Below are 25895 nucleotides of genomic sequence, written 5' to 3'. Positions count from 1 at the left end.
TACTGATGAAAAAAATCACAAGCGTATGTCCCTACTGCGGCGCAGGCTGCAAACTTAAACTGGTCGTTGAGAACAATAAAATCGTGCGCGCGGAAGCCGCCGAAGGGGTGACCAACCAGAATCAGCTGTGCCTGAAAGGCTATTATGGCTGGGATTTTCTGAACGATACTAAGCTCCTCACGCCACGCCTGACGCAGCCGATGATCCGCTACGAAAAAGGCGGCAAACTCACGCCGGTCAGCTGGGACGAGGCGATCCGCTATACCGCAAAACGCCTGGGCGAGATCCGCGCGCAGTTCGGCCCGCGCGCCATCATGACCACCGGTTCGTCCCGCGGAACGGGGAACGAAACCAACTATGTGATGCAGAAATTCGCCCGCGGCGTGCTCAATACCAATAACGTCGACTGCTGCGCGCGCGTCTGTCACGGTCCATCGGTGGCGGGATTGCAGGAAACGCTTGGCAACGGCGCGATGAGTAACTCCATCGGCGACATTGAAAATTCCCGCTGCCTGCTGGTATTTGGCTATAACTGCGCGGATTCGCATCCCATTGTGGCGCGTCGGGTGATCAAGGCGAAACAGAACGGCGCGAAAATTATCGTCTGCGATCCGCGCCGTATCGAAACCGCGCGCATCGCCGATCAGCATCTGCAAATCAAAAACGGCTGTAATATGGCGCTGGTTAACGCCTTTGGTTATGTGCTGCTGGAAGAGCAGCTCTACGACAAAGAGTACGTCGCCAGCTTTACCAGCGGGCTGGACGGCTACCGGGAAACGGTAAAAGATTATGCGCCGGAAAAGGTAGAGCACCTGACCGGCGTGTCGGCGCAGCAGATCCGTCAGGCGATGCGCACTTACGCCGCCGCGCCGTCGGCCACCATTATGTGGGGCATGGGCGTGACGCAGTTCGGTCAGGCGGTGGACGTGGTGAAAGGGCTGGCGAGCCTGGCGCTGCTTACCGGCAATCTGGGGCGCGAGCACGTCGGCGTCGGGCCGGTGCGCGGGCAGAATAACGTGCAGGGGGCGTGTGACATGGGCGTCATCCCTAACCAGTTCCCCGGCTATCAGGATGTGGTGGATCCGGCGGTGCGCGCAAAATTCGCTGCCGCCTGGGGCATTAACCCTGACGATATGGACGATAAACCCGGCGTGCGCATCACCGAAGTGCCGCATCTGGCCATCGAAGGCAAAGTGAAAGCCTATTACATCATGGGTGAAGATCCATTGCAGACCGAAGCGGATCTGGGCCTGGTGCGCAAAGGCTTTGCGGCCCTTGATTTTATCGTCGTGCAGGACATTTTCATGACCAAAACCGCCGAGCAGGCGGACGTGATCCTGCCCGCCACCTCCTGGGGCGAGCACGGCGGCGTCTTTACCTGCGCCGACCGCGGCTTCCAGCGCTTCGAAAAAGCCATTGAGCCTGCCTATAACGTCAAACGTGACTGGGAAATTATCAGCCTCATCGCCACTGAGATGGGCTACCCGATGCACTACGACAATAATCAGCAAATCTGGGATGAACTGCGCGAGCTGTGCCCGCTGTTCTATGGCGTGACGTATGAAAAAATGGGCGATATGGGACACGTGCAGTGGCCTTGCCCGACCCTCGATCACCCCGGCACGCCTTTCCTCTACAAAGGCAATAAATTTGATACGCCGGACGGCAAAGGGCATCTGTTTGCCGCCCCGTGGCGCGCGCCTGCGGAAGTGCCGGACGCCGACTACCCGCTGGTGCTGTGCACCGTGCGCGAAGTGGGGCACTACTCCTGCCGCTCGATGACCGGTAACTGCGCGGCGTTGCAAACTCTGGCGGATGAGCCGGGTTTTGTGCAGATCAACCCGCAGGACGCCCGTGCGCTGGGCATTCAGGATCGGCAACTGGTGTGGGTTTCCTCGCGCCGTGGCAGGGTGATCAGCCGTGCCGATGTTAACGAGCGTATCAACACCGGCAGCGTGTACATGACCTATCAGTGGTGGATTGGCGCCTGTAATGAACTGACCCAGGACAATCTCGATCCGATCTCCAAAACCCCGGAAACCAAATATTGCGCGGTGAAGGTGAGCGCGATCGACGACCAGCGCTGGGCGGAAGATTACACTCAGACCACCTATCTCGAGATGAAAAACCGGCTGCGTGATGCAGTGGTATGACAGGACAGAATGAGTAATAACGGCGTACTGATACGTGTACGCGGCAAGGTGCAGGGGGTGGGTTTCCGCCCCTTCGTCTGGCAGCTGGCGCAACAACTCGATCTGCGTGGCGATGTCTGCAACGACGGGCACGGCGTCGAAATCCGGCTGTCCGGCGACGCCACGCGTTTTCTTCGCGAGCTGTATCAGTACTGCCCGCCGCTGGCGCGCATTGACGATACGGAGGTGACCCCCTGGCAGTGGGACGACGCGCCCACCGCCTTCACTATTCGCCACAGCACCGGCGGCAGCATGGACACGCAGATTGTGCCGGACGCCGCCACCTGCCCGGCCTGTCTGGCGGAAATGAACGATCCTGCTGAGCGCCGCTATCGCTATCCCTTTATTAACTGCACCCACTGCGGGCCGCGGTTTACCATTATTCACGCCATGCCTTACGACCGTCCGTTCACCGTGATGCGCGCCTTTCCGCTGTGTCCGGTCTGTGATGCTGAATACCGCAATCCGGCGGATCGGCGTTTTCACGCCCAGCCGGTGGCCTGCGCAGAGTGCGGCCCGCAGCTTGAATGGCAGGCAGCAGGGGTAAGCGAAGCGGGCGAGGCGGCATTGCAGGCGGCAATCGCCATGCTGGCGGCGGGAAATATTGTCGCCATTAAGGGCCTTGGCGGTTTTCATCTCGCCGTTGATGCGCAAAACCAGCAGGCAGTGATGCGCCTACGGGAACGTAAACGCCGTCCGGCAAAACCGCTGGCGGTGATGATCCCCTGTGGCTGCTGTGAGGTGGCAGCAGAGCACCTGCAATCCGCCGCCGCGCCCATTGTGCTGGTGGCGAAAAGCGCGCTGCCGGATCTGTGCGAGGCCATTGCGCCTTCGCTTGCGGAGGTGGGCGTGATGTGGCCCGCCAGTCCGCTCCAGCATTTGCTGATGCAGGCGCTGGATCGTCCGCTGGTGATGACCTCCGGCAACCTCAGCGGACGACCGCCTGCGCTTACCAACGACCAGGCGCTCAACGATCTGGCGGACATTGCCGACGGCTTTTTGCTGCATAACCGCGACATCGTGCAGCGCATGGATGACTCGGTGATGCGCGTCAGCGGTGAGATGCTGCGCCGGGCGCGCGGCTTTGTGCCGGACGCGCTGCCGCTGCCGCCGGGCTTCCAGGATGTGCCGCCGCTGCTCTGTCTGGGGGCGGACATGAAAAATACCTTTTGCCTGCTGCGGGGCGACCGGGCGGTGCTGAGCCAGCATTTTGGCGATCTCACCGATGACGGAGTGGAAACCCAGTGGCGCGCCGCCCTCGATCTGATGCAGAAAATTTATGATTTCGTGCCGCAGCAGGCGGTGTGCGATGCCCACAGCGGCTATCGCGCCACGCAATGGGGCGAGGCGCTCGGCCTGCCGGTGAGCCACGTGCTCCATCATCACGCTCACGCGGCGGCTTGTCTGGCAGAACACCGCTGGCCGCGTGACGGCGGTGACGTGATCGCGCTGATCCTTGACGGTATTGGCATGGGTGAAAACGGTCGTCTCTGGGGCGGGGAGTGTCTGCGGGTGAACTACCGCGAATGCGAGCACCTCGGCGGCTTACCGGCGGTGGCGCTGCCCGGCGGCGACCTGGCGGCACGACAGCCGTGGCGCAACCTGCTGGCGCACTGTCTGGCCTTTGTACCGGACTGGCAGCGTTATCCCCAGACCCGCGTGCTACAGGATAAAAACTGGCCGCTGCTGGCGCGGGCGATAGCGCAGGGGATCAATTCCCCTCGCGCGTCATCCTGCGGGCGGCTGTTTGACGCCGTAGCCTGCGCGCTCGGCTGCGCGCCGGAAAGCCTGAGCTACGAGGGCGAGGCGGCCTGTCAGATGGAGGCGCTGGCAAGTGAATGTTCCGGTGTGGATCATCCGGTGGTGTTGCAGCCGCAGGATTTGACGACGTTCTGGCAGTCGTGGCTCAGGTGGGACGCAACGGTAAGCGAAAAAGCCTGGGCGTTTCATGATGCGCTGGCAAAAGGGCTGGCGGGGCTGATGCGGCGCGAGGCGCAGGCGCGGGGGATCACGACGTTGTGTTTTGGCGGCGGGGTGATGCACAACCGGCTGCTGGTGGCGCGCTTAGGGTTTTATCTGGGGGAGTTCAGGTTGCTGTTTCCGAAGGGGTTACCGGCGGGGGATGGGGGGATCGCATTGGGGCAGGGGATTATTGCGGCTGCACGCTTGGTGTAATGTGGTAAGTTGCGCTCTTACTGACTTCTGCGTACGACTCAGACTTCAGGCGCACAGAGCGCGCAGGGGGCGGCCAGTCGCCGCCGCCCCCTGCACCCCCGGGCTCCCGGCAAGAAAATCGCCGCTTCGCGGTGCCCTCGGCTTATCCCTTCCGGCTTCGGGTCGGGCGCGATGCAGCGTCCCTGCAAGTCGCGCCCTCAGCCCGCATCCATGCGGGCTGCCCCGGCCGTAAGGGAACGCCTCAGCGATTTTCAGCCGGACTCCCCACACTTCACGATTTTTAAAAAACACCACTCACAGCTTCCTGTAAGTTCGTAAAAAAATTAACGCCACTCCGTCGCCTTATAAAAAATAAAGATAATGACGCGAGGGGTTGAGTCCCCGCTGAAACCGGCGAGCCGGAGGCCGGATGACAAGGGCTGGACGCCATGGATGGCGGCCAGAGGCGATATGAGGCAGGAGGCCGAATTGAGCCGACCGCGGGCAGACGGGCGGGAGGTGAGCGCAGTGCGCAGCACCGGTTTCTGTGCGGGGCCGCGGGGATTGCTAAGGGGGCCGCGGTGGCCCCCTTAGCACGTTCACCGTCAGCGGCGTCACGCCTGACACGGAACGCAAAGTGAACGGAATATTCCACCACACCGAACATTCCACCACACCAAACATCCCACCGAACAGCCCCAATAAACCTACCCGTTCAGCGCCTTCAGCAACCCAAACGCCTCCTTCATCCGATCCTCACTCACCACAAACGCCCGCAGCTTCTCCCCCTCAAACCCCTTCGCCACCATCCCGTCCGGGCGCGCCTCGATCTGCCAGTGCAGATCCCCGCGCTGTGTCTCGCCCGCCAGATGCAGCGGCAGATCCGGCGTCTTCACTTTCACCAGCATCGGCGGCAGCGACAGCGTGGCCTGCTGGCCCAGCAGCGTCTTCGCCAGCCACATCGCGCAAATCTGGATCGGTTGCAGGAAGGGCAGCAGCTTACCGTTGATCTCCGCGCAGTCCCCCAGCGCATAAATATCCTCAATACTGGTGCGCAGCTGACTGTCGACCACAATGCCGCGTCTGACGGCAATACCCGCCTGACTCGCCAGCGCGGTTTGTGGTTTCAGGCCAGTGGCGGCCACCACCGCATCCACCTCAAGGAGGCGATCGCGATCAAAACGCGCCTGAATGCCCCCGGCGGTAGACTCCAGCCCAAGCAACTGCGATTTCAGCAGCAGATGCACGCCGCTCTCCGTCAGACGGTGTTGCAGGCGGCTGCTCACTTCCGGCGGCATCAGCGAAGAAAGTATGCTGGCGGCGGTATCCACCAGCGTCACCGTTTTACCGGCGCGGTTAAAATCCATCGCCAGCTCAGTGCCGATCAGCCCGCCGCCGACAATCAGCACGCGCTGCGCATCGCGCAGGGTCGCGCCGCACGCCTGATACTCCTGCTGACTGTTCAGCGTCAGCATCAGCTCGCTGCCCGGCACCGGCGGCACAAAGGCCGAAGCCCCTGTCGCCAGTACCAGCTTGTCGTAAAACCACTCCTGCTGCTGGCTTTTGACGCAGCGGCGGGTGGGATCGATTTCCGTCACCCGCGTCTGCGGGAACAGGCGCAGATTGAACTGTTCCGCAAACTCCCCCGCCGACTGGCGGGTGAGATCGTCTGCGGACTGGCCGAGGCTGATCACGTGGCTGAGATCCGGTTTGTTGTATTCGTCCATGCTGTCAGCGGCAATCAGCGTGACCGGAACCTGCGCGTCCTGTTTGCGGATATTTTTTACCAGCTGTCGGGCGGCGAAGCCCGAACCAATAATGACGATACCCTGATTCATTTTGCCTCCACGGCCAGCACATCAAACACGTCTTTACCCAGTGAACATTCCGGGCACAGGAAGTTGTCCGGCACCTCGTCCCACGGCGTGCCGGGGGCGACATCCTGCATTGGCTCGCCGGTGGCCGGATCGTAGATCCACTGACAAACGCTGCACTGCATGCATGGGCCGAGGTCAGCGGCGGCAGGCTCGCTGACGCTTTCTTCCTGCGGTTTTACGTTCGGGGCAGCAGCGGAAGGCAGCGGGGTAAGCGCCCACTGACGGGCAATATCACGACCGTGCTGGCGGCAGATTTCCAGCGCATCAATATCCGGACGCCATTTGGCTTTCAGGCTGAGTGACATTTCAAAACCGGCATCCTGTAAACGCGTAGACAGGCGGTCCACCGCGCCGCCGCTCCAGCCGTGGGAGCCAAAGGCACTGGCGCGTTTATTGCGGAAGCGCAGCCCGGTTATCTCTTCCACCAGCCCGGCGATTTTCGGCATCATCACGTTATTCATGGTGGAGGTACCCACCAGCACGCCTTTGGAGCGGAACACGTTGGTCAGCACCTCGTTTTTATCGCTGCGGGCGACGTTGAAGATTTTCACCGCCACGCGGGGATCCACTTCGGTGATGCCCTGGGCGATGGCGTCGGCCATCATGCGGGTATTGTTCGACATGGTGTCGTAGAAAATGGTGATGCGATCTTCCTGATAATCCGCTGCCCATTTCAGGTACAGCTCGACGATTTGCGTCGGGTTATCACGCCATACCACGCCGTGAGAGGTGGCGATCATATCCACCGGCAGGTTAAAGCCGAGGATTTCGGTGATTTTCGGCGTCACCAGGCGGCTGAACGGCGTCAGGATGTTGGCGTAGTAGCGCTGGCACTGCTCGAACAGTTCCACCTGATCCACTTCGTCATTAAACAGGTGTTCGTCGCAATAGTGCTGACCGAAGGCGTCGTTACTGAACAGCACCGCGTCGCCGGTCATGTAGGTCATCATGCTGTCCGGCCAGTGCAGCATCGGGGTTTCAACGAAGATCAGCTGTTTACCGTTACCGATGTCCAGCGTGTCGCCGGTTTTCACCACGTTAAAATTCCACTCCGGATGGTGGTGATGACCGTTGATGGAATCGATGGCGTTATTGGTGCAGTAAATCGGCGTGTCCGGGATGCAGGACATCAGTTCGGTCAGCGCACCGGCGTGATCTTCTTCCGCATGGTTGATGATGATGTAGTCAATATCCGCAAGGTCGATTTCAGCGCGCAGGTTCTGCACGAATTCACGGCTGAATTTGTGGTCAACGGTATCGATGAGCACGTTTTTCTCTTCGCGGATCAGATAGCTGTTATAGCTGCTGCCGCGCAGGGTTTTGTATTCGGTACCGTGAAAATCGCGCACTTCCCAGTCACGTTGTCCAACCCAGTGAATATTATTTTTTACATGAATAGTCATATTAACCTCAGCCACTCTGAATTTGAGAAAGATGTCTGACATATATCAAGATGCGTGCCAGTTTTTTATTTTATTTAAAATCAATGGTTTGATAGATTTTTGGTAAAGGTAGTTTGTCAAAATGACTATGCTTTTTATGGTCAATATGACACTATGCATTGTCAAAATGACTGTGAGGTGGGTATGCGTTTTTCCGTGGAAGCACTGGCGAAAATCGCCATTGAACTGCAAAGCGATATCGGTCATCAGGATCGCTTTTCCCGGCTGATCGCCACGCTGCGCCAGGTGCTGGGCTGCGATGCCTCGGCGCTGCTGCGCTATGAGGCGCACCAGTTTATTCCGCTGGCCATCGACGGGCTGGCGCAGGATGTGCTGGGGCGACGCTTTTCCCTTGCCGGACACCCGCGCCTGGAGGCCATCGCCCGCGCCGGGGACGTGGTGCGCTTTCCGGCAGACAACGATCTGCCCGATCCCTACGATGGCCTGATCCCCGGCCAGGAGAGCCTGAAAGTGCACGCCTGTCTGGGCCTGCCGCTGTTTGCCGGGCAGAAGCTGATTGGCGCGTTGACTCTCGACGGCATGGAGCCGGATCAATTCGACGGCTTCAGCGACGAAGCCCTGCGTCTGATAGCCGCGTTGGTGGCCGGGGCGCTGAATAACGCGCTGCTGATTGCCCAGCTGGAAAGCCAGAACGTGCTGCCCGCCGGGGAAAGCAGCTTCACGCCGGAGCGCGGACAGGAGATGATCGGCCTCGCCCCGGCAATGCAGCAGCTGAAAAAAGAGATCGATATTGTCGCCGCCTCAGATTTGAACGTGCTGATCAGCGGCGAAACTGGCACCGGTAAAGAGCTGGTGGCGAAAGCGATCCACAGCGGATCGCCACGGGCGGTGAATCCACTGGTCTACCTGAACTGCGCGGCGCTGCCGGAAAGCGTGGCGGAAAGCGAACTGTTCGGTCATGTCAAAGGGGCCTTTACCGGGGCGATCAGCAACCGCAGCGGTAAGTTTGAAATGGCCGATAACGGCACGCTGTTCCTTGATGAAATCGGCGAGCTGTCGCTGGCGTTGCAGGCGAAGCTGCTGCGTGTGTTGCAGTACGGCGATATTCAGCGCGTCGGCGATGACCGCAGTTTGCGGGTTGACGTCCGGGTGCTTGCCGCCACCAACCGCGATTTGCGTGAGGAAGTGCTGGCGGGGCGGTTTCGCGCCGATCTGTTCCACCGTCTGAGCGTTTTTCCGCTGTTTGTACCGCCGCTGCGGGAGCGGGGCGAGGATGTGATCCTGCTGGCGGGTTATTTCTGCGAGCAGTGCCGGATGCGGCTCGGGCTGGCGCAGGTGGTGCTAAGCCCCGGCGCGCGGGCGCAGCTGCTGGCGTATGGCTGGCCCGGCAACGTACGCGAGCTGGAACATGCCATTCATCGCGCGGTGGTGCTGGCGCGGGCGACGCGGGCAGGGGATGAAGTGGTGCTGGAAGCGCATCACTTTGCCTTTACCGATGAGGCTGCGCCTGCGGCAACGCCCGTCATCAGCCTGCCAGTGAACGACGCCGCGCTGAACCTGCGGACGGCTACGGAAGATTTTCAGCGCCAGCTGATTGAGAATGCCCTGCGCGCCCACGACCATAACTGGGCGGCAAGCGCGCGGGCGCTGGAGATGGACGTCGCCAACCTGCACCGGCTGGCGAAGCGTCTGGGGCTGAAGGGCTAGAGAATGCCCGCCTGGTAGAAGTCCTGTAAGTTGATAGCGCCGGTGAGCACGCCGTTTTCATCCACCACCGGGGCGGCGGCGATTTTGCGCTTCATCAGGATCTCTTTGGCATCAATGGCGCGGCTCTGCGCCTGTAGCGTGACGCCGCCCGGCGTCATGGCGTCACGTACCGCGGCGTCCAGCGTGCCGCCGCCCACCAGCCAGCGGCGCAGGTCGCCATCGGTAAATACCCCCTGAACGTGCTGCGCGCTGTCGCATACCGCCACCAGCCCCAGCCCGGTGCGGCTCAGTTCCAGCATGGCGTCCATCACGCTGGTGTCGAGTTGCACCTGCGGCAGGGCGTCACCGGTACGCATCAGGTGATGCACTTTATTAAGCAACCGCGCGCCCAGCGCCCCCGCCGGATGCGAACGGGCGAAATCTTCTTCGTTAAAACCGCGCGCCTGCATCACCGCCATCGCCAGCGCGTCGCCCATCATCAGCGTGTTAACGGTGCTGGAGGTGGGCGCAAGGTGCATCGGGCAGGCTTCACGCTCCACCGAAATGTCCAGCCAGGCTTTGGCGGCCAGCGCCAGCGGGGAGCGGGATTTACCGGTCATCGCCAGCAGCGCGACGCCTTTTTCTTCCAGCCGCGGGATGATCAGATCCAGCTCTTTGGCGGTGCCGGAATAGGAGATAAACAGCAGCAGGTCGCGGCTTTCAATCATGCCAAGATCGCCGTGCAGCGCTTCCGCCGGGTGCACAAAAAACGCCGGGGTACCGGTGCTGGCGAGGGTGGCGGCGATCTTCTTGCCAATGTGTCCGGATTTGCCGATGCCGGAGACAATCACTTTGCCTTCGCAGTGCAGGATGGCGCTGGCGGCGCGCACGAAGTCGTCCCCGAGGCGTTCCGGCAGACGGCTGGCTTCCTGTAATTCCAGCAGCAGGGTCTGGCGGGCGGTATTTAACAGATGTTCACTCATGGCTCTCTCCGGCAATAATCACATCAATTCCTTTGTCTTCCAGTGCGGCGCGGAACTCTTCGGAAATTCCCGCGTCGGTGATCAGTTTATCCACGCTCTCCAGGCTACAGACGATATTCGGGCTTTTGCGGCCAAACTTTGAGGAGTCGGCCATCAGGATCACTTCCCTCGCGGCGTTGCACATGGCTTTACTGACGGTAAACACTTCGTTGAAGGTGGTGACGCCCGCGCTGAGATCGATGCCGTCGGTGCCCATAAACAGCTTATCGAAGCTGAAATGCTCAAAGGCGTTTTCCGCCAGCTGGCCGTGGAAGGAGGCGGATTTTTTACGGAAAGTGCCGCCCGGCATCAGTATGGTCTGCTCGTTGTCCAGCTCCGACAGGGCGTTAACGATGTGCAGGCTGTTGGTCATGACCGTGATGTTATTAAAGCGGCTGAGCAGAGGCACCATTTGCAGCACCGTACTCCCTGCGTCGAGGATCAGCGAATCGCCATCGTGAATAAAGCCCACCGCCGTTTCGGCGATGCGCGCTTTCTGAGTGGTGTTAATCAGCGCTTTATGATCGATAGGCGGATCCGCTTCGTCCTTATTAAGCACGACGCCGCCATAAGTGCGGATCACCGTACCGGCGTGTTCGAGGATCACCAGATCTTTGCGGATGGTGGTGCCGGTGGTGTCGAACTGCTGCGCCAGTTCATCAACCGAACATTTTCCCCGCTGATGCAGATGTTCGAGAATAGCGGCCTGGCGCTGACGTGGTTTCATAAGCGTGGATCCTGCGTAAAAGTGCGAACTGATAATTTCGCAAGCTAAAAGCGTTCACAACGAAATTACCCATGTTTCATTTTAAGCGCTAATGATAGAGCATTCTGACAGCGCGGATCATGGGGAAAGATCACATCAGGGCGTAATTCATCACGATGTTTGCCGGTAAGCGCGGAAATTTTTAACGGTCTGGCGAAAACCGTCAGTCCTTTCATCAATAAGGTGTCCGTCACGCGCTGCTGTTCATCCAGCGCGACGGCGATGACCACGCGGGGCTGAAAACGTCCGCCAGCCCGCCCGACGCCGACCCGCCCGCGCTGGCACAGCTGCTCAAAGGCGCGGTTAAACTGGCGGATCTGCCAGCCGCCCAGCGCCATCTGGCCGATCCAGGCGATGGCGGCGACGGTGATAAGTGCCGTTACCATAGTGACTCCTTAATTGCCGGAATTGCCGGGTGGCGGCTGCGCCTTACCCGGCCTACGGTCATGGAGGGTTGTAGCCCCGGTAAGCGCAGCGCCACCGGGGAATGAACTCAAAACATCACCTGCCCGCCGGTGATATTAATCGACTGCCCGGTGCAGTAAGACGCCAGCGGGCTGGCGTAAAACAGCAGCAGGTTAAGCACATCCTGATAATCGCAGCCGCGCTTCAGCGGCACTTTATCAATGTAATGCTGCTCCACCTGATCGGCGGGAATACCGAGCTTGCTGGCATACTGCGGGATCAGCGACTGGAACATCGGCGATTTCAGCAGATTACCGAGCATCAGCGAGTGCACGGTAATGCCGTACTCCGCCAGATCCAGCGCCAGCGACTGCGTTAACCCCACGCCGCCGAACTTGGCGGCGCTGTAGCCGGAATTGTGTTTGCTGCCCACTTTGCCGGATTTCGAGTTGATCTGGATGATACGCCCGGCGATGCCGTCGCGGATCATCAGCCGTGAAAACTCCCGCGCACAGAGGAAATAGCCCACCAGATTCACCTGCAACGAGCGGTCAAAATCCCCCAGCTCGACGTCGCTGATAAAGGCCGCTTTGGCGATCCCGGCGCTGTATACCAGCAAATCGACGCGGCCAAAAATCTCGTCCACGCCTCGGGAGAGCGCCAGCACGCTCTGTTCGCTGGTGGCGTCTGCCCCGAAACCGTACGCCTTACCTTCGCCGAATTCGGCATTGATCTGCTGTGCGGTGCTGGCGGCTTTATCGCTCTGAATATCCACCACCGCCACCCGATAACCCTCTGCGGCCAGCCCACGGCACAGGAACGCCCCTAAGGTCTGTCCTCCGCCAATGACAACGGCAACCTGATCCATACTTTTCTCCTCAACTACGCAGTAAATTTTAAAATGCAGCCCGGCTGGATCGCCGATGGCACCGGCCCGGCGACGTGCACCGTACCGGGGAATTCCGCCTCGCGTTCTCCGTCAAACCGCAGGGTGATATGACCCAGCTCGCGCAGGTTTTCGCCCGCCACCGCCCCCACGGCGGTGACGGGATAGCGCTGTTCCCCCAGCTCGAATACCGCGCCGGGTTGCAGGCTGCCGTGCATTTCGCCGTGGCAGTGAATAAAGCAGAACGCCTGAATGTCGGCCGGCGCGCCCTCGCGAAAGGTGATCAGCATCTTTTCGTCCAGCGCCTCCGCTGCGCTGTCGCCAATATGGGTGATGGTGGTCTGGTAGATCACGGACATCGTTTATGACCTCTTATTGATAGATGAAACCTGAAACAAACCAGGCGATAAGGACGGTAGGCGCGCCGGTGAGAAAACGGCTGACCAGTACAGAAGGAACGCCGACGCGCACCGTGTCCTGACGCGCTTCCGCCAGTGACAGCCCCACAGGAATGAAGTCGCACGCCGCCTGGGCGTTAATCGCAAACAGGGCGGGCAGGGCGAGATGCGGCGGGATGTGCCCGAGGCCAATCTGTACGCCGATCAGTACGCCAATCACCTGGGCGATGACCGCGCCAGGGCCGAGGAAGGGCGACAGCAGCGGGAAGGAGCAGATCAGCGCCAGCGTCACCAGCCCCAGCGGATGGCTGGCGAGCGGGGCGAGGCCGTGGGCGATCCAGTCGCCCAGACCGGATGCCATGATGATGCCGATCAGCGCCGCAACGAACGCCATAAACGGCAGGATGGTTTTCAGCACCGTATCAATGGTGTCGCGCCCGGCCTGAAAGAGTACCGCCACCGCCGAGCCCATCCCCATGCCGACCTTCGCCAGCAGGCCGTCGCTCTGCTCGGTGATCTTCTTACTGGTGTCGTAATCCCGCGGCGCAGGATTTGCCGTGGCGGCCTGTTCGTGGCGAATGTTTTCCTCTTTCACGCCGGAGACGTAAATGTCTTCGGTGATGTACTGCGCCAGCGGGCCGGACTTGCCGGTGGCATGAATATTCACCGTCGGAATACGGCGTTTCGGGTAGATCCCACAGCGCAGGGTGCCGCCGCAGTCGATCACCGCCACGCCGATCTCTGCTTCCGCAGGTTCTCCCTCTTTGAAGCCGTCCACCGCCTGCCAGCCGGTAAGCTGCGCCAGCTTGTCGACGATGGCCGGGCGCGTTCCGGCCGTGATATAGACGATTTTTTTCGGCGTGGTGGCGTCAATCGTCAGCGGGCCGCCCCAGCCGCCGGTGCCCTTTTCAATCACAATGCGCGTCATGATGTTGCTCCTGCCAGGCGGACTTTCTGCTCCAGTTGAATGCCCATTTTTTTCTCAAAAATGGCGGTGGTGAGGTCAGTGACCCAGCCGCGAAAGAAGTTGGTGACGAGGCCGACCAGCAGGTAGCTCACCGCCAGCGGGCCGAGGGGTAAACCCAGCGTAGTGAGGCCGCTGGCGATGCCCAGATACACAAACAGCTCGCCGGGATTAATGTGCGGGAACAGGCCGTTCATCGAGTGGCAGCTATAGGACGCGGCGGCGTAATAGCTCGGCTTGTATTTTTCCGGCATAAAACGGCCCAGGCTGAGCGTCATCGGATTACAGAACACAAAAGTGCCGACCAGCGGCAGCAGCAGATAGCGGGTAACGGGATTACCGGCGCAGCCCTGCGCCAGTCGTTCGATGCGTTGCTGACCAATAAAGTTAATCAGCGCGTTCATGATCACCAGCAGACTGATCAGCAACGGCAGAATGCCCGTCACCATGCCGGTAAATACTTCGCCACCTTTCTGAAACAGCCCGATAAACCACTCGGCGCCGTGCGTGATGGTTTCGATCATTCTTTTCTCCTCCAGGGTAGGGTCTTTTGCACGGCTAATAATAATCACTTTGAAAGGTTTGAAAGTGTTATTCATATCTCATTATGAAAGATAAAATGATCGAAATGAAAGATTTTAAGGAAAAGAAGGGGAGTAAACGTTCGTTTTGCAAGATTTAGGCGGGGCGCAGGAGAATGTTGCGGCGACTTCTCTTTGCCGCTTCCTTGTGGACAGGCAGATGCTTTACCATAATTCCCTCTCGCCGAATTCGTTATCTTATATGGATGTCCCATGTTTAAGCGTCGTTACGCAGCTCTTTTACCTGTGCTGGTTCTGCTCTCCGCCTGTAGCAGTAAACCAAAATCCACTCAGGCTCCTGCCACTGCGGGCACGCCGCCTTCCGGCGGATTCCTGCTGGAGCCGCAGCATACTATGCTCAATCCGGCCGGCGATTTTGCCAACAACCCGGCGGCTGAACAGTTCATCAATATGATGGTCAGCAAACACGGTTTTGACCGTCAGCAACTGCATGAGATCCTCTCGCAGGCGAAGCGCCTTGATTCCGTGCTGCGCCTGATGGATCGCCAGGCGCCGACCGCCAGCGTACCCTCAGGGCCAACCGGTGCCTGGCTGCGTTACCGTAAACAGTTCATCACGCCGGATAACGTGCAAAACGGCGTAGCCTTCTGGGATCAATATGAAGATGCGCTCAATCGCGCGTGGCAGGTGTACGGCGTGCCGCCGGAAATCATCGTCGGCATCATCGGCGTGGAAACCCGCTGGGGCCGCGTGATGGGGAAAACCCGCATTCTGGATGCGCTGGCAACCCTGTCATTCGCCTATCCGCGCCGCGCCGCCTATTTCTCTTCCGAGCTGGAAACCTTCCTGCTGATGGCGCGCGATGAGAGCGACGATCCGCTCGATTTGAAAGGTTCTTTTGCCGGGGCGATGGGCTACGGACAGTTTATGCCGTCCTCCTATAAAGAGTATGCCGTTGATTTTAATGGCGACGGGCATATCAACCTGTGGGATCCGGTGGATGCTATCGGCAGCGTGGCCAACTACTTCAAAGAGCATGGCTGGGTGAAAGGCGATCTGGTGGCAGTACCGGCCATCGGGCAGGCGCCGGGGCTGGCGAACGGCTTCAAAACCAAATACAGCGTTGCGCAGCTGGCGGCGGCGGGCTTAACGCCGCAGCAATCGCTGGGTAATCATCAGGAAGCGAGCCTGCTGCGCCTCGATGTGGGCACCGGCTACGAATACTGGTACGGTCTGCCGAACTTCTACGCCATAACCCGCTATAACCACAGCACCCACTATGCAATGGCAGTCTGGCAGCTCGGTCAGACGGTGGCGCTGTCGCGCGTTAAGTAATAACGATAAAGGCCGGCGTCCGCTGGCCTTTTTTCTGAAGCCCCCTCGTAAAATCGACTTCCCGCCCCCACCTTTATTGAGAAGATGCTATCTTGTCTGCCATGTTTTTATTCACTTACGGGAGTCATGATGACAGACAGTGAATTGATGCATCTGAGCGAGCGTATCGGACAGGCGCTCAAAGCGCGGGGCGCCACGGTCACCACCGCTGAATCCTGCACCGGCGGCTGGGTGGCGAAAGTCATCACCGATATTGCGGGCAGTTCCGCCTGGTTTGAACGCGGTTTTGTCACCTATAGTAACGAAGCGAAAGCGCAGATGATTGGCGTTAAGCCCGCCACGCTGGAACAGCATGGCGCGGTGAGCGAGCCGGTGGTGGTTGAGATGGCGATAGGCGCCATTAAAGCCGCCCGCGCGGACTATGCGATCGCCATCAGCGGCATTGCCGGACCGGACGGCGGCACGGCTACCAAGCCCGTCGGCACCGTGTGGTTTGGCTTTGCCAGCGCCGCAGGCGAGGGGATCACCCGCTGTGAATGCTTCAGCGGCGACCGCGAAAATGTGCGTCGTCAGGCCACGGCTTATGCCCTGCAAACGCTATGGCAACAATTTCTACAAAACACTTGATACTGTATGAGCATACAGTATAATTGCCGCAACAGTTAAGAATTCCCGGTTGAGCACCACCTGCTTTACCCGGCATGACAGGAGTAATAATGGCTATCGACGAAAACAAACAGAAAGCGTTGGCGGCAGCACTGGGCCAGATCGAAAAGCAATTCGGTAAAGGCTCCATCATGCGCCTGGGTGAAGACCGTTCCATGGATGTGGAAACTATCTCCACCGGTTCGCTTTCTCTGGATATTGCACTGGGCGCAGGCGGTTTGCCGATGGGCCGTATCGTAGAAATCTACGGGCCGGAATCCTCAGGTAAAACAACCTTAACCCTTCAGGTTATCGCGGCGGCGCAGCGTCAGGGTAAAACCTGTGCGTTTATCGATGCTGAACATGCGCTGGATCCTGTCTACGCACGTAAGCTGGGCGTGGATATTGATAACCTGCTGTGTTCTCAGCCGGATACCGGTGAGCAGGCGCTGGAAATCTGTGACGCGCTCGCGCGCTCAGGCGCCGTTGACGTGCTGGTGGTTGACTCGGTTGCAGCGCTGACCCCGAAAGCCGAAATTGAAGGCGAAATCGGTGACTCTCACATGGGCCTCGCGGCACGTATGATGAGCCAGGCGATGCGTAAACTGGCGGGTAACCTTAAGCAGTCCAATACGCTGCTGATCTTCATCAACCAGATCCGTATGAAAATCGGTGTGATGTTCGGTAACCCGGAAACCACCACCGGCGGTAACGCGCTGAAATTCTACGCTTCCGTGCGTCTCGACATCCGCCGTATCGGCGCGGTGAAAGAGGGCGATAACGTAGTGGGCAGCGAAACCCGCGTGAAGGTTGTGAAGAACAAGATCGCCGCGCCGTTCAAACAGGCTGAATTCCAGATCCTCTACGGGGAAGGTATTAACTTCTACGGCGAACTGGTTGACCTGGGCGTGAAAGAGAAGTTCATCGAGAAAGCAGGTGCATGGTACAGCTACAACGGTGAGAAAATCGGTCAGGGTAAAGCGAACGCCACTACCTGGCTGAAAGAGAACCCGGAAACGGCGAAGGAAATTGAGAAGAAAGTGCGTGACGCGCTGCTCAGTAATCCGGATACCAAGCCTGACTTCACCGTTGATGACAACGATGAACACGCGAAAGAAGGCGACGAAGATTTCTGATAATCTTATGTAACCGATAAAAAGGGCTGCTTATGCAGCCCTTTTGCTATTCCATTCCCAGCAGGTGTGCTATGTCTGATTCTGATACTACGCCCCGTCGTTCCGCCTATGCCCGGTTACTGGATCGGGCGATGCGTATCCTCGCGATGCGCGATCACAGTGAACAGGAATTTCGCCGCAAACTCACCGCGCCCGTTATGACCAAAACCGGGCCGGAGCCGGTGGATGCCAGCGAAGAAGATATCAATAACGTCGTCAACTGGTGCTTTGAAAACCGCTACCTTGATGACGATCGTTTCGCCCGCCAGTTTATTGCCAGCCGCGGGCGCAAAGGTTACGGCCCGTCGCGCATCAGCCAGGAGCTAAACCAGAAAGGCATTGGCCGGGAAGCCGCGCAGGCGGCGATGCGCGAGTGTGATATTGACTGGACGGCGCTGGCTCGCGAGCAGGCCTACCGCAAATATGGCGAGCCGCTGCCCACCGCCTTCGCCGATAAAGTGAAAGTACAGCGATTTCTGATGTACCGCGGCTTTATGATGGAAGATATTCAGGCGCTGTGGCGAAATTTTGATGATTGACTGCATACGGGATTTTACTTCGCAGTAAAGAAAACTTATCTTATTCCCACTTTTTCCGGTAGTTGGCGGCGGTCTCTACGCAGTCAACCGCCGGCTACGATAATACGTTAGCTTGATTTCAGGATAATTATGAGCAAGAGCACCGCTGAGATCCGTCAGGCGTTTCTCGACTTTTTCCATAGTAAGGGCCATCAGGTAGTTGCCAGCAGCTCCCTGGTTCCAAATAACGACCCGACTCTGCTGTTTACCAACGCCGGGATGAACCAGTTCAAGGATGTATTCCTTGGTCTCGACAAGCGTAATTATTCCCGCGCGACCACCTCGCAGCGCTGCGTGCGTGCGGGCGGTAAACACAATGACCTGGAAAACGTCGGTTACACCGCGCGTCACCATACCTTCTTCGAAATGCTGGGTAACTTCAGCTTCGGCGATTACTTCAAACACGAAGCCATTCAGTTCGCATGGGAACTGCTGACCGGTGAAAACTGGTTTGCCCTGCCGAAAGAGCGTTTGTGGGTAACCGTGTATGCCACTGACGACGAAGCGTACGACATCTGGGAAAAAGAAGTCGGCATTCCGCGCGAACGTATCATCCGTATCGGTGATAACAAAGGCGCGCCATACGCTTCCGACAACTTCTGGCAGATGGGTGACACCGGTCCGTGCGGCCCGTGCACCGAGATTTTCTACGATCATGGCGATCACATCTGGGGCGGGCCTCCGGGTAGCCCGGAAGAAGACGGCGACCGCTACATTGAGATCTGGAACATCGTCTTTATGCAGTTCAACCGCCAGGCCGACGGCACCATGGAACCGCTGCCGAAGCCGTCCGTGGATACCGGTATGGGCCTTGAGCGTATTGCCGCCGTACTGCAACATGTGAACTCTAACTACGATATCGATCTGTTCAGCAAACTTATCGAAGCCGTAGCGAAAGTGACGGGCGCGACGGATCTGAGCAACAAATCCCTGCGCGTCATTGCCGACCATATTCGTTCCTGTGCCTTCCTGATTGCGGATGGCGTGCTGCCGTCGAATGAAAACCGTGGCTACGTGCTGCGTCGCATCATTCGTCGCGCGGTGCGTCATGGCAACATGCTGGGCGCGAAAGACACCTTCTTCTACAAACTCGTCGGTCCGCTGATCGCGGTGATGGGCGCGGCAGGCGAAGATCTGCAACGCCAGCAGGCGCAGGTTGAGCAGGTGCTGAAAACCGAAGAAGAGCAGTTTGCCCGCACGCTGGAGCGTGGCCTGGCGCTGCTGGATGAAGAGCTGTCGAAGCTGACCGGCGATACGCTGGACGGTGAAACCGCCTTCCGTCTGTACGATACCTACGGTTTCCCGGTGGATCTGACCGCCGACGTGTGCCGTGAGCGTAATCTGAAAGTGGACGAAGCGGGCTTCGAAGCCGCAATGGAAGAGCAGCGCCGTCGCGCGCGTGAATCCAGCGGTTTTGGCGCCGATTACAATGCGATGATCCGCGTTGACGGCAGTACCGAATTCAAAGGCTACGACCACCTTGAGCTGACCGCAAAAGTCACCGCGCTCTTTGTCGACGGTAAAGCGGTAGACGCCATCACAGCCGGTCAGGATGCGGTGGTGGTGCTGGATGAAACGCCTTTCTACGCCGAATCCGGCGGTCAGGTGGGCGATAAGGGCGAGCTGAAAGGCAATGGCTTCACCTTTACCGTTACCGACACGCAGAAATACGCTCAGGCGATTGGTCACCAGGGCAAACTGGCGTCCGGCGTGCTGAAGCTGGGCGATGGCGTAAAAGCGGAAGTTGACGAGGCTCGCCGCGAACGTATTCGTCTGAACCACTCCGCCACGCACCTGATGCACGCCGCGCTGCGCGAAGTGCTGGGTACGCATGTGGCGCAGAAAGGTTCTCTGGTTAACGACAAGATCCTGCGCTTTGACTTCTCGCATTTCGAAGCGATGAAACCGTCAGAGATCCGTGCGGTTGAAGATCTGGTAAACGCGCAAATCCGCCGCAACCTGCCGATCGAAACCAATATCATGGAACTGGAAGCCGCACGCGCGAAGGGTGCAATGGCGCTGTTCGGTGAGAAATATGATGATCGTGTGCGCGTGCTGAGCATGGGCGATTTCTCAACGGAGCTGTGCGGCGGGACTCACGCCTCACGTACCGGTGACATTGGCCTGTTCCGTATTGTGTCGGAATCGGGCACCGCCGCTGGCGTGCGTCGTATCGAAGCCGTCACCGGCGAAGGGGCGATTGCCAGCCTGCATGCGGAAAGCGATCAGCTGCATGACATCGCGCAGTTGCTGAAAGGCGACAGCCAGAACCTGGGCGAGAAAGTGCGCAGCGTTCTGGATAAAACGCGTCAGCTTGAGAAAGAGCTGCAACACCTGAAAGAACAACAGGCAGCCCTGGAGAGCGCAAGCTTGTCCAGCAAAGCCGAAGACATCAATGGCGTGAAGCTGCTGGTCAGTGAACTGGCAGGCGTTGAGCCGAAGATGCTGCGTACCATGGTCGACGATCTGAAGAATCAGTTAGGTTCTACTATAATCGTGCTGGCTACGGTGGCAGAGGGTAAGGTTTCTCTGATTGCGGGTGTGTCTAAGGATGTGACCGACCGCGTGAAAGCAGGGGAACTGGTAGGAATGGTAGCCCAACAAGTGGGGGGCAAAGGGGGCGGTCGACCGGATATGGCGCAAGCCGGCGGTACCGATGCGTCAGCGCTTCCCGCAGCACTGGCCAGCGTTAAAACCTGGGTAAGTGCGAAGCTGTAAATAACGAAAAAGCGCAGGCAAATGCCATGACTCAGGTTGTGGCATTTTTGTCACTACGCTTTTGATAACGATAAAGTCAGGTTGAAGTTGTGTATATCGGCTAAACTTACGTTTAACAGAAAGTAATAGTGGTGATAGCTGTCGCTTCAGATACTGGTCATCACATACTTTTTTGACGTTTATGATGGATAATGCCGGGATACAGAGAGACCCGACTCTTTTAATCTTTCAAGGAGCAAAGAATGCTGATTCTGACTCGTCGAGTTGGTGAGACCCTCATGATAGGGGATGAGGTCACTGTGACTGTTTTAGGCGTTAAGGGCAACCAGGTACGTATTGGGGTCAATGCTCCTAAAGAAGTGTCCGTTCACCGTGAAGAAATCTACCAGCGTATCCAGGCTGAAAAATCCCAGCAGTCCAGCTATTGATATTATCGCGTCTCGCCCCCCGGCGAGGCGCGGTTCATTCCCGCTATTTTCCTCCTCTTTCGTGACACTATCATTTCCTTTTAATTTCCCTGTGCATCCGCACGTGCAAATTCTTTGGCTATTCTGCGCTTTTTTATCACCATGGGGCTGAACCGCCTCCGCCAGCTACCGCGGCCGCGCCTGCTAAAATCTGCTGATAAAACATCCTTTTTGCGCTTTTTGCAGCCTAATTGTCTGCGAAGTGTGCAATCGATTCAGGGCTGGGAAAAATTGTTTGACTTATAAGTCCCAGAAAGTAATATGTGCGCCACGCAGCGACGATGAGCAGAAACAAGTTCTTCGAAGCACTCGTAAGAGGCGTGTGGTGAGGTGGCCGAGAGGCTGAAGGCGCTCCCCTGCTAAGGGAGTATGCGGTCAAAAGCTGCATCCGGGGTTCGAATCCCCGCCTCACCGCCATTTTGCATCCGTAGCTCAGCTGGATAGAGTACTCGGCTACGAACCGAGCGGTCGGAGGTTCGAATCCTCCCGGATGCACCATTCTCCCTCAGGATAACAGCGAAAGCGGCTGTCAAAGAGCGTGCGATGTTATCGCAAGCACCAGGGAGGATAACGTTGCTTTAGCAACGGCCCGTAGGGCGAGGCGCAGCCGAGTAATCCTCCCGGATGCACCATTCTCCTCTGGTTGTTTCAGTAACAATCAGCGCAGTAAAGCAATACCTGATGCATCCGTAGCTCAGCTGGATAGAGTACTCGGCTACGAACCGAGCGGTCGGAGGTTCGAATCCTCCCGGATGCACCATCTCTTTTGATTGTTTCAGTAACAGTCAATGCAGTACCTTAGTAATTCCCGATGCATCCGTAGCTCAGCTGGATAGAGTACTCGGCTACGAACCGAGCGGTCGGAGGTTCGAATCCTCCCGGATGCACCATTCTCCTTCAGGATAACAGCGAAAGCGGCTGTTAAAGAGCGTGCGATGTTATCGCAAGCACCAGGGAGGATAACGTTGCTTTAGCAACGGCCCGCAGGGCGAGGCGCAGCCGAGTAATCCTCCCGGATGCACCATTCTCCTCTGGTTGTTTCAGTAACAATCAGCGCAGTACAGCAATTCCCGATGCATCCGTAGCTCAGCTGGATAGAGTACTCGGCTACGAACCGAGCGGTCGGAGGTTCGAATCCTCCCGGATGCACCATACTTCCCCGGTCTTTCAGCAACAGCGATTCATGAAAGAATCTGCAATGCTGTTACAAGCACCAGGGAGGATAACGTTGCTTCAGCAACGGCCCGCAGGGCAAGGCGCAGCCGAGTAATCCTCCCGGATGCACCATTCTTCGTACCTCCTCCCAAATCCAAAATTCCCGATATTCTCCTTGCGCTGCCAGCGACAAAAATCCTTGTTTACGTTACAGTATCCTTCTGTTATCCGGTTGTGAGAACGCGATGTACGAACGTTACAGTGGACTAATTTTTGATATGGATGGCACCATCCTGGATACTGAACCTACGCACCGTAAAGCCTGGGATGACGTCCTAGGGCGCTATGGTCTGCGCTATGATTTGCAGGCGATGATTGCCCTTAATGGCTCACCGACCTGGCGTATCGCGCAATCTGTTATCGAATACAATCAGGCCGATCTGGATCCGCATCTGCTGGCGCAGGAAAAAACCGCCGCCGTGAAGTCTATGCTGCTCGATGGCGTGCGTCCGTTACCGCTGGTAGAAGTGGTGAAAGCGTGGCACGGTCGTCGCCCGATGTCTGTCGGCACCGGCAGTGAAAGCGCCATTGCCGAAGCGCTGCTTGCGCATCTGGGCCTGCGCCACTATTTCACCGCCGTGGTCGCCGCCGATCATGTGACTCACCATAAACCCGCTCCCGATACCTTTTTACGCTGCGCCGAGCTGATGGGCGTGCCGCCCGCCGAGTGCGTGGTGTTTGAAGACGCGGATTTCGGCCTTCAGGCGGCACGCGCAGCTGGCATGGACGTCGTGGACGTGCGCGTATTGTGAGTGACGGCCTGTCACTCTTCTCATTGTTTGCCGGCAGTTTTCTCAGCGCCACGTTATTACCGGGCAATTCTGAGGTGCTGCTGGTCGCCTTACTTCTTTCTGGCGTGAGTCAGCCCTGGCTGCTGGTATTAATAGCAACAATGGGTAATAGCCTTGGAGGGCTGACTAACGTTATCCTTGGTCGCTTCTTTCCGCTGCGTAAAACGTCACGCTGGCAGGAAAAAGCCACAGGTTTTCTCAATCGTTATGGCGCAGCCGCGCTATTATTGAGCTGGATGCCTGTTATTGGTGATTTGCTGTGCCTGCTGGCGGGATGGATGCGCATCTCGTGGGGGCCAGTTCTCTTTTTTTTATGCCTTGGCAAGGCGTTGCGCTATGTTGTTGTGGCATTCGCAACGCTTCAGGGCATGACGTGGTGGCACTAATTGCATTGCTGGCCTTAAATCGTCAACCATTACAATTATGCTGTGTAGAAATGATTTCGACAGGCGGGAGGTCAATTTGATCCCGGACGTATCACAGGCGCTGTCCTGGCTGGAAAACCACCCTCAGGCTTTGAAGGGGATCCAGCGCGGGCTGGAGCGCGAAACGCTGCGCGTTAATGCAGATGGCAGTCTGGCAACAACCGGACATCCGGAGCAGCTCGGTTCAGCGCTGACACATAAATGGATCACGACCGATTTCGCGGAAGCGCTGCTGGAGTTTATTACTCCGGTCGACGGCGATATTGATCATATGCTGACGATCATGCGCGATGTGCATCGCTATACCGTGCGTCAGCTGGGCGACGAGCGGTTATGGCCGCTGAGTATGCCCTGTTACATCGAGAACGGTCAGGACATTGAGCTGGCGCAGTACGGCCCCTCAAATATTGGTCGCCTGAAGACGCTTTACCGTGAAGGGTTGAAAAACCGTTACGGCGCGCTGATGCAGACCATTTCCGGCGTGCACTATAACTTCTCGCTGCCGATGGCCTTCTGGCAGGCAAAATGCGGTGAAACGGATAAAGAAGCGATCTCGGCAGGGTATTTCCGTCTGATCCGCAACTACTACCGTTTCGGCTGGGTGATCCCGTACCTGTTTGGCGCGTCGCCGGCAATTTGCCCGTCGTTCCTGCAGGGCAAGCCGACCTCGCTGCCGTTCGAGAAAACGGAAAACGGCATGTACTATCTGCCGTATGCCACCTCGCTGCGCTTAAGCGACCTTGGCTACACCAATAAGTCGCAGAGCAACCTCGGCATCACCTTTAACGAGCTGAACGAGTACGTGGCGGCGCTGAAACGGGCGATTAAAACCCCGTCTGAAGAATACGCGAAGCTGGGCCTGACGAAAGACGGCAAGCATCTGCAAATCAACACCAATATCCTGCAGATTGAAAACGAGCTGTACGCGCCTATCCGTCCGAAACGCGTAACGCGCAGCGGCGAAACGCCGTCGGATGCGTTACTGCGCGGCGGCATTGAGTACATTGAAGTGCGCTCGCTGGACATCAACCCGTTCTCACCCATTGGCGTTGATGAGCAGCAGGTACGCTTCCTCGACCTGTTTATGGTCTGGTGCGCGCTGGCGGATGCGCCGGAGATGAGCAGCGACGAACTGCTGTGCACGCGCACCAACTGGAACCGCGTGATCCTTGAAGGGCGTAAGCCTGGCCTGACGCTGGGTATCGGCTGTGAAACGGCACAATATCCGCTGGCGAAAGTGGGCAAAGATTTATTCCAGGATCTGAAACGCGTCGCGCAAACTCTCGATGGTATTGACGGCGGTGATGCGTATGCGAAAGTATGTGATGAACTGGTGGCCAGCTTTGACGATCCTGAACTGACTTTCTCGGCGCGCATTCTGCGCTCGATGATTGATAACGGGATTGGCGGCACCGGCAAATCACTGGCGGCGCAATATCGCGATATGCTGCGTGAAGAACCGCTGGAAATTCTGAAAGAAGAAGATTTCAGCAAAGAGCACGATGCGTCATGGGCGCGGCAGCGGGAAGTGGAAGCGGCGGATACCGAGTCGTTTGAAGAGCTGCTGGCAAGACACGCCTGACAGAAAAGAAAAAGGCCACATTTCTGTGGCCAAATATTCATCTCTGAAAACAGGGATGATGATAACAAATGCGCGTCTTTCATATATTCAGACTCGCGGTTGTTCGAAGAGTTCAGTTTATTTTTAAAAAAATCACTCCGGAGGTGACAAGATGCCATTGTTGGATAGCTTCACAGTCGATCATACCCGTATGGAAGCGCCTGCTGTGCGCGTTGCCAAGACCATGAACACGCCGCATGGCGACACCATTACCGTTTTCGATCTGCGTTTCTGCATTCCGAACCAGGAAGTGATGCCGGAAAAGGGCATTCATACGCTCGAGCACCTGTTCGCCGGTTTCATGCGCGATCATCTGAACGGCAACGGCGTTGAGATCATCGACATTTCCCCGATGGGCTGCCGCACCGGTTTCTATATGAGCCTGATCGGTACGCCGGACGAGCAGCGTGTGGCGGATGCCTGGAAAGCGGCGATGGCGGACGTGCTGAAGGTGAAAGAGCAGAACCAGATCCCGGAACTGAACGTCTACCAGTGTGGCACCTATCAGATGCACTCGCTGGACGAAGCGCAGGAGATCGCGCGTCATATTCTGGATCGCGACGTGCGTGTGAACAGCAACGACGAACTGGCGCTGCCGAAAGAAAAACTGCAGGAACTGCACATCTAGTT

The 25895-nt window shown here is 57.9% G+C and carries 22 protein-coding genes and 5 tRNA genes; 18 read left to right on the top strand and 9 right to left on the bottom strand.

The genetic code is table 11. The annotated features are described in order from the left end of the window. The first annotated feature begins 5 nt into the window (after positions 1–5). Both fdhF and hypF read left to right on the top strand, forming a co-directional pair. Positions 6–2153: a formate dehydrogenase subunit alpha gene (gene fdhF / locus BMF08_RS00500; protein ID WP_072570024.1), complete on the top strand. Its 2148-nt coding sequence runs from the start codon at positions 6–8 to the stop codon at positions 2151–2153. 9 nt (positions 2154–2162) lie between these two features. Beyond that, complete coding sequence (hypF, locus tag BMF08_RS00495) at positions 2163–4367, top strand: carbamoyltransferase HypF (RefSeq protein WP_072570025.1); 2205 nt, start codon at positions 2163–2165, stop codon at positions 4365–4367. A gap of 686 nt (positions 4368–5053) precedes the next feature. Here the strand turns inward: hypF and norW are convergent. Together norW and norV are read right to left on the bottom strand one after the other, a co-directional pair. Continuing rightward, on the bottom strand, positions 5054–6184 hold the full coding sequence (gene norW, locus BMF08_RS00485; RefSeq protein WP_072570027.1) for an NADH:flavorubredoxin reductase NorW: 1131 nt from the start codon (positions 6182–6184) through the stop codon (positions 5054–5056). Then, a complete protein-coding gene (gene norV, locus BMF08_RS00480; protein ID WP_072570145.1) occupies positions 6181–7626 on the bottom strand; it encodes an anaerobic nitric oxide reductase flavorubredoxin in 1446 nt (481 codons plus the stop codon). Before norV ends, norW begins: the two co-directional genes overlap by 4 nt. A gap of 183 nt (positions 7627–7809) precedes the next feature. Here norV and norR point away from each other — a divergent pair, with 183 nt between their 5' ends. Next, on the top strand, positions 7810–9333 hold the full coding sequence (gene norR / locus BMF08_RS00475) for a nitric oxide reductase transcriptional regulator NorR (protein ID WP_072570028.1): 1524 nt from the start codon (positions 7810–7812) through the stop codon (positions 9331–9333). Here norR and gutQ read toward each other — a convergent pair. The 7 genes from gutQ to srlA all read right to left on the bottom strand — a co-directional run bounded on the left by gutQ (position 9330) and on the right by srlA (position 14277). Further along, positions 9330–10295, bottom strand: a complete 966-nt coding sequence (gene gutQ / locus BMF08_RS00470) for an arabinose-5-phosphate isomerase GutQ (RefSeq protein WP_072570029.1) — start codon at positions 10293–10295, stop codon at positions 9330–9332. The two genes, norR and gutQ, sit on opposite strands and share 4 nt — an antisense overlap. Beyond that, positions 10288–11061, bottom strand: coding sequence for a glucitol operon DNA-binding transcriptional repressor SrlR (srlR, locus tag BMF08_RS00465; RefSeq protein WP_072570030.1), 774 nt, complete (start codon positions 11059–11061; stop codon positions 10288–10290). The genes gutQ and srlR overlap by 8 nt, the downstream gene beginning before the upstream one ends. 65 nt (positions 11062–11126) lie before the next feature. Beyond that, complete coding sequence (gene gutM, locus BMF08_RS00460; protein ID WP_072570031.1) at positions 11127–11486, bottom strand: transcriptional regulator GutM; 360 nt, start codon at positions 11484–11486, stop codon at positions 11127–11129. Between the two features lie 107 nt (positions 11487–11593). Beyond that, entirely contained in the window at positions 11594–12373 is a 780-nt protein-coding gene (srlD, locus tag BMF08_RS00455) for a sorbitol-6-phosphate dehydrogenase (RefSeq protein ID WP_072570032.1), read from the bottom strand. Between the two features lie 14 nt (positions 12374–12387). Continuing rightward, positions 12388–12750: a PTS glucitol/sorbitol transporter subunit IIA gene (gene srlB, locus BMF08_RS00450; protein WP_072570033.1), complete on the bottom strand. Its 363-nt coding sequence runs from the start codon at positions 12748–12750 to the stop codon at positions 12388–12390. Positions 12751–12763: 13 nt separating this feature from the next. Beyond that, positions 12764–13717, bottom strand: coding sequence for a PTS glucitol/sorbitol transporter subunit IIB (gene srlE / locus BMF08_RS00445; RefSeq protein WP_072570034.1), 954 nt, complete (start codon positions 13715–13717; stop codon positions 12764–12766). Next, positions 13714–14277, bottom strand: a complete 564-nt coding sequence (srlA, locus tag BMF08_RS00440) for a PTS glucitol/sorbitol transporter subunit IIC (protein ID WP_072570146.1) — start codon at positions 14275–14277, stop codon at positions 13714–13716. The genes srlE and srlA overlap by 4 nt, the downstream gene beginning before the upstream one ends. A gap of 270 nt (positions 14278–14547) precedes the next feature. Here srlA and mltB point away from each other — a divergent pair, with 270 nt between their 5' ends. The 15 genes from mltB to luxS all read left to right on the top strand — a co-directional run bounded on the left by mltB (position 14548) and on the right by luxS (position 25893). Next, on the top strand, positions 14548–15630 hold the full coding sequence (gene mltB, locus BMF08_RS00435) for a lytic murein transglycosylase B (RefSeq protein ID WP_072570035.1): 1083 nt from the start codon (positions 14548–14550) through the stop codon (positions 15628–15630). Positions 15631–15759: 129 nt separating this feature from the next. Beyond that, positions 15760–16257, top strand: coding sequence for a nicotinamide-nucleotide amidase (gene pncC, locus BMF08_RS00430; RefSeq protein WP_072570036.1), 498 nt, complete (start codon positions 15760–15762; stop codon positions 16255–16257). 89 nt (positions 16258–16346) lie between these two features. Further along, a complete protein-coding gene (gene recA, locus BMF08_RS00425) occupies positions 16347–17411 on the top strand; it encodes a recombinase RecA (RefSeq protein ID WP_072570037.1) in 1065 nt (354 codons plus the stop codon). 71 nt (positions 17412–17482) lie between these two features. Continuing rightward, on the top strand, positions 17483–17989 hold the full coding sequence (recX, locus tag BMF08_RS00420) for a recombination regulator RecX (protein WP_072570038.1): 507 nt from the start codon (positions 17483–17485) through the stop codon (positions 17987–17989). A 129-nt stretch (positions 17990–18118) separates the two neighbouring features. After that, positions 18119–20746, top strand: coding sequence for an alanine--tRNA ligase (gene alaS, locus BMF08_RS00415; RefSeq protein ID WP_072570039.1), 2628 nt, complete (start codon positions 18119–18121; stop codon positions 20744–20746). Positions 20747–20988: 242 nt separating this feature from the next. Continuing rightward, complete coding sequence (gene csrA, locus BMF08_RS00410) at positions 20989–21174, top strand: carbon storage regulator CsrA (protein ID WP_000906486.1); 186 nt, start codon at positions 20989–20991, stop codon at positions 21172–21174. A gap of 363 nt (positions 21175–21537) precedes the next feature. After that, a tRNA-Ser gene (locus tag BMF08_RS00405) sits at positions 21538–21630 on the top strand. Between the two features lie 4 nt (positions 21631–21634). Continuing rightward, positions 21635–21711: transfer RNA gene (locus BMF08_RS00400), tRNA-Arg, on the top strand. A gap of 185 nt (positions 21712–21896) precedes the next feature. After that, a tRNA-Arg gene (locus BMF08_RS00395) sits at positions 21897–21973 on the top strand. A 53-nt stretch (positions 21974–22026) separates the two neighbouring features. Beyond that, positions 22027–22103 (top strand) — tRNA-Arg (locus BMF08_RS00390). A 185-nt stretch (positions 22104–22288) separates the two neighbouring features. Then, positions 22289–22365 (top strand) — tRNA-Arg (locus BMF08_RS00385). A gap of 248 nt (positions 22366–22613) precedes the next feature. Further along, the gene (gene yqaB, locus BMF08_RS00380; RefSeq protein WP_072570040.1) at positions 22614–23180 is read left to right on the top strand and encodes a fructose-1-phosphate/6-phosphogluconate phosphatase; all 567 of its coding nucleotides are present in this window, start codon (positions 22614–22616) and stop codon (positions 23178–23180) included. After that, positions 23177–23605 (top strand): YqaA family protein, encoded by a 429-nt coding sequence (locus BMF08_RS00375; RefSeq protein ID WP_072570041.1) that lies wholly within the window; start codon positions 23177–23179, stop codon positions 23603–23605. The genes yqaB and BMF08_RS00375 overlap by 4 nt, the downstream gene beginning before the upstream one ends. Positions 23606–23681: 76 nt before the next feature. Then, on the top strand, positions 23682–25226 hold the full coding sequence (gene gshA, locus BMF08_RS00370; protein WP_072570042.1) for a glutamate--cysteine ligase: 1545 nt from the start codon (positions 23682–23684) through the stop codon (positions 25224–25226). Positions 25227–25377: 151 nt separating this feature from the next. Continuing rightward, entirely contained in the window at positions 25378–25893 is a 516-nt protein-coding gene (gene luxS / locus BMF08_RS00365) for an S-ribosylhomocysteine lyase (RefSeq protein ID WP_072570043.1), read from the top strand. The last annotated feature ends 2 nt before the right edge of the window (positions 25894–25895 follow it).

It is taken from the genome of Enterobacter sp. SA187 (assembly GCF_001888805.2).
GTDB lineage: Bacteria > Pseudomonadota > Gammaproteobacteria > Enterobacterales > Enterobacteriaceae > Enterobacter_D.
The sequence above is the reverse complement of the archived record's forward strand: the minus strand, read 5'-3'. Positions and strand labels throughout refer to the sequence as shown.

Excerpts from the sequence above, each read along its gene's own strand:
- srlE (WP_072570034.1), bottom strand. The coding sequence starts at position 13,717 with ATGACGCGCATTGTGATTGAAAAGGGCACCGGCGGCTGGGGCGGCCCG.
- srlR (WP_072570030.1), bottom strand. The coding sequence starts at position 11,061 with ATGAAACCACGTCAGCGCCAGGCCGCTATTCTCGAACATCTGCATCAG.
- recA (WP_072570037.1), top strand. The coding sequence starts at position 16,347 with ATGGCTATCGACGAAAACAAACAGAAAGCGTTGGCGGCAGCACTGGGC.
- srlD (WP_072570032.1), bottom strand. The coding sequence starts at position 12,373 with ATGGATCAGGTTGCCGTTGTCATTGGCGGAGGACAGACCTTAGGGGCG.
- norR (WP_072570028.1), top strand. The coding sequence starts at position 7,810 with ATGCGTTTTTCCGTGGAAGCACTGGCGAAAATCGCCATTGAACTGCAA.
- gutQ (WP_072570029.1), bottom strand. The coding sequence starts at position 10,295 with ATGAGTGAACATCTGTTAAATACCGCCCGCCAGACCCTGCTGCTGGAA.
- gutM (WP_072570031.1), bottom strand. The coding sequence starts at position 11,486 with ATGGTAACGGCACTTATCACCGTCGCCGCCATCGCCTGGATCGGCCAG.
- norW (WP_072570027.1), bottom strand. The coding sequence starts at position 6,184 with ATGAATCAGGGTATCGTCATTATTGGTTCGGGCTTCGCCGCCCGACAG.
- mltB (WP_072570035.1), top strand. The coding sequence starts at position 14,548 with ATGTTTAAGCGTCGTTACGCAGCTCTTTTACCTGTGCTGGTTCTGCTC.
- yqaB (WP_072570040.1), top strand. The coding sequence starts at position 22,614 with ATGTACGAACGTTACAGTGGACTAATTTTTGATATGGATGGCACCATC.
- norV (WP_072570145.1), bottom strand. The coding sequence starts at position 7,626 with ATGACTATTCATGTAAAAAATAATATTCACTGGGTTGGACAACGTGAC.
- luxS (WP_072570043.1), top strand. The coding sequence starts at position 25,378 with ATGCCATTGTTGGATAGCTTCACAGTCGATCATACCCGTATGGAAGCG.
- csrA (WP_000906486.1), top strand. The coding sequence starts at position 20,989 with ATGCTGATTCTGACTCGTCGAGTTGGTGAGACCCTCATGATAGGGGAT.
- pncC (WP_072570036.1), top strand. The coding sequence starts at position 15,760 with ATGACAGACAGTGAATTGATGCATCTGAGCGAGCGTATCGGACAGGCG.
- srlB (WP_072570033.1), bottom strand. The coding sequence starts at position 12,750 with ATGTCCGTGATCTACCAGACCACCATCACCCATATTGGCGACAGCGCA.
- srlA (WP_072570146.1), bottom strand. The coding sequence starts at position 14,277 with ATGATCGAAACCATCACGCACGGCGCCGAGTGGTTTATCGGGCTGTTT.
- recX (WP_072570038.1), top strand. The coding sequence starts at position 17,483 with ATGTCTGATTCTGATACTACGCCCCGTCGTTCCGCCTATGCCCGGTTA.
- fdhF (WP_072570024.1), top strand. The coding sequence starts at position 6 with ATGAAAAAAATCACAAGCGTATGTCCCTACTGCGGCGCAGGCTGCAAA.
- hypF (WP_072570025.1), top strand. The coding sequence starts at position 2,163 with ATGAGTAATAACGGCGTACTGATACGTGTACGCGGCAAGGTGCAGGGG.
- alaS (WP_072570039.1), top strand. The coding sequence starts at position 18,119 with ATGAGCAAGAGCACCGCTGAGATCCGTCAGGCGTTTCTCGACTTTTTC.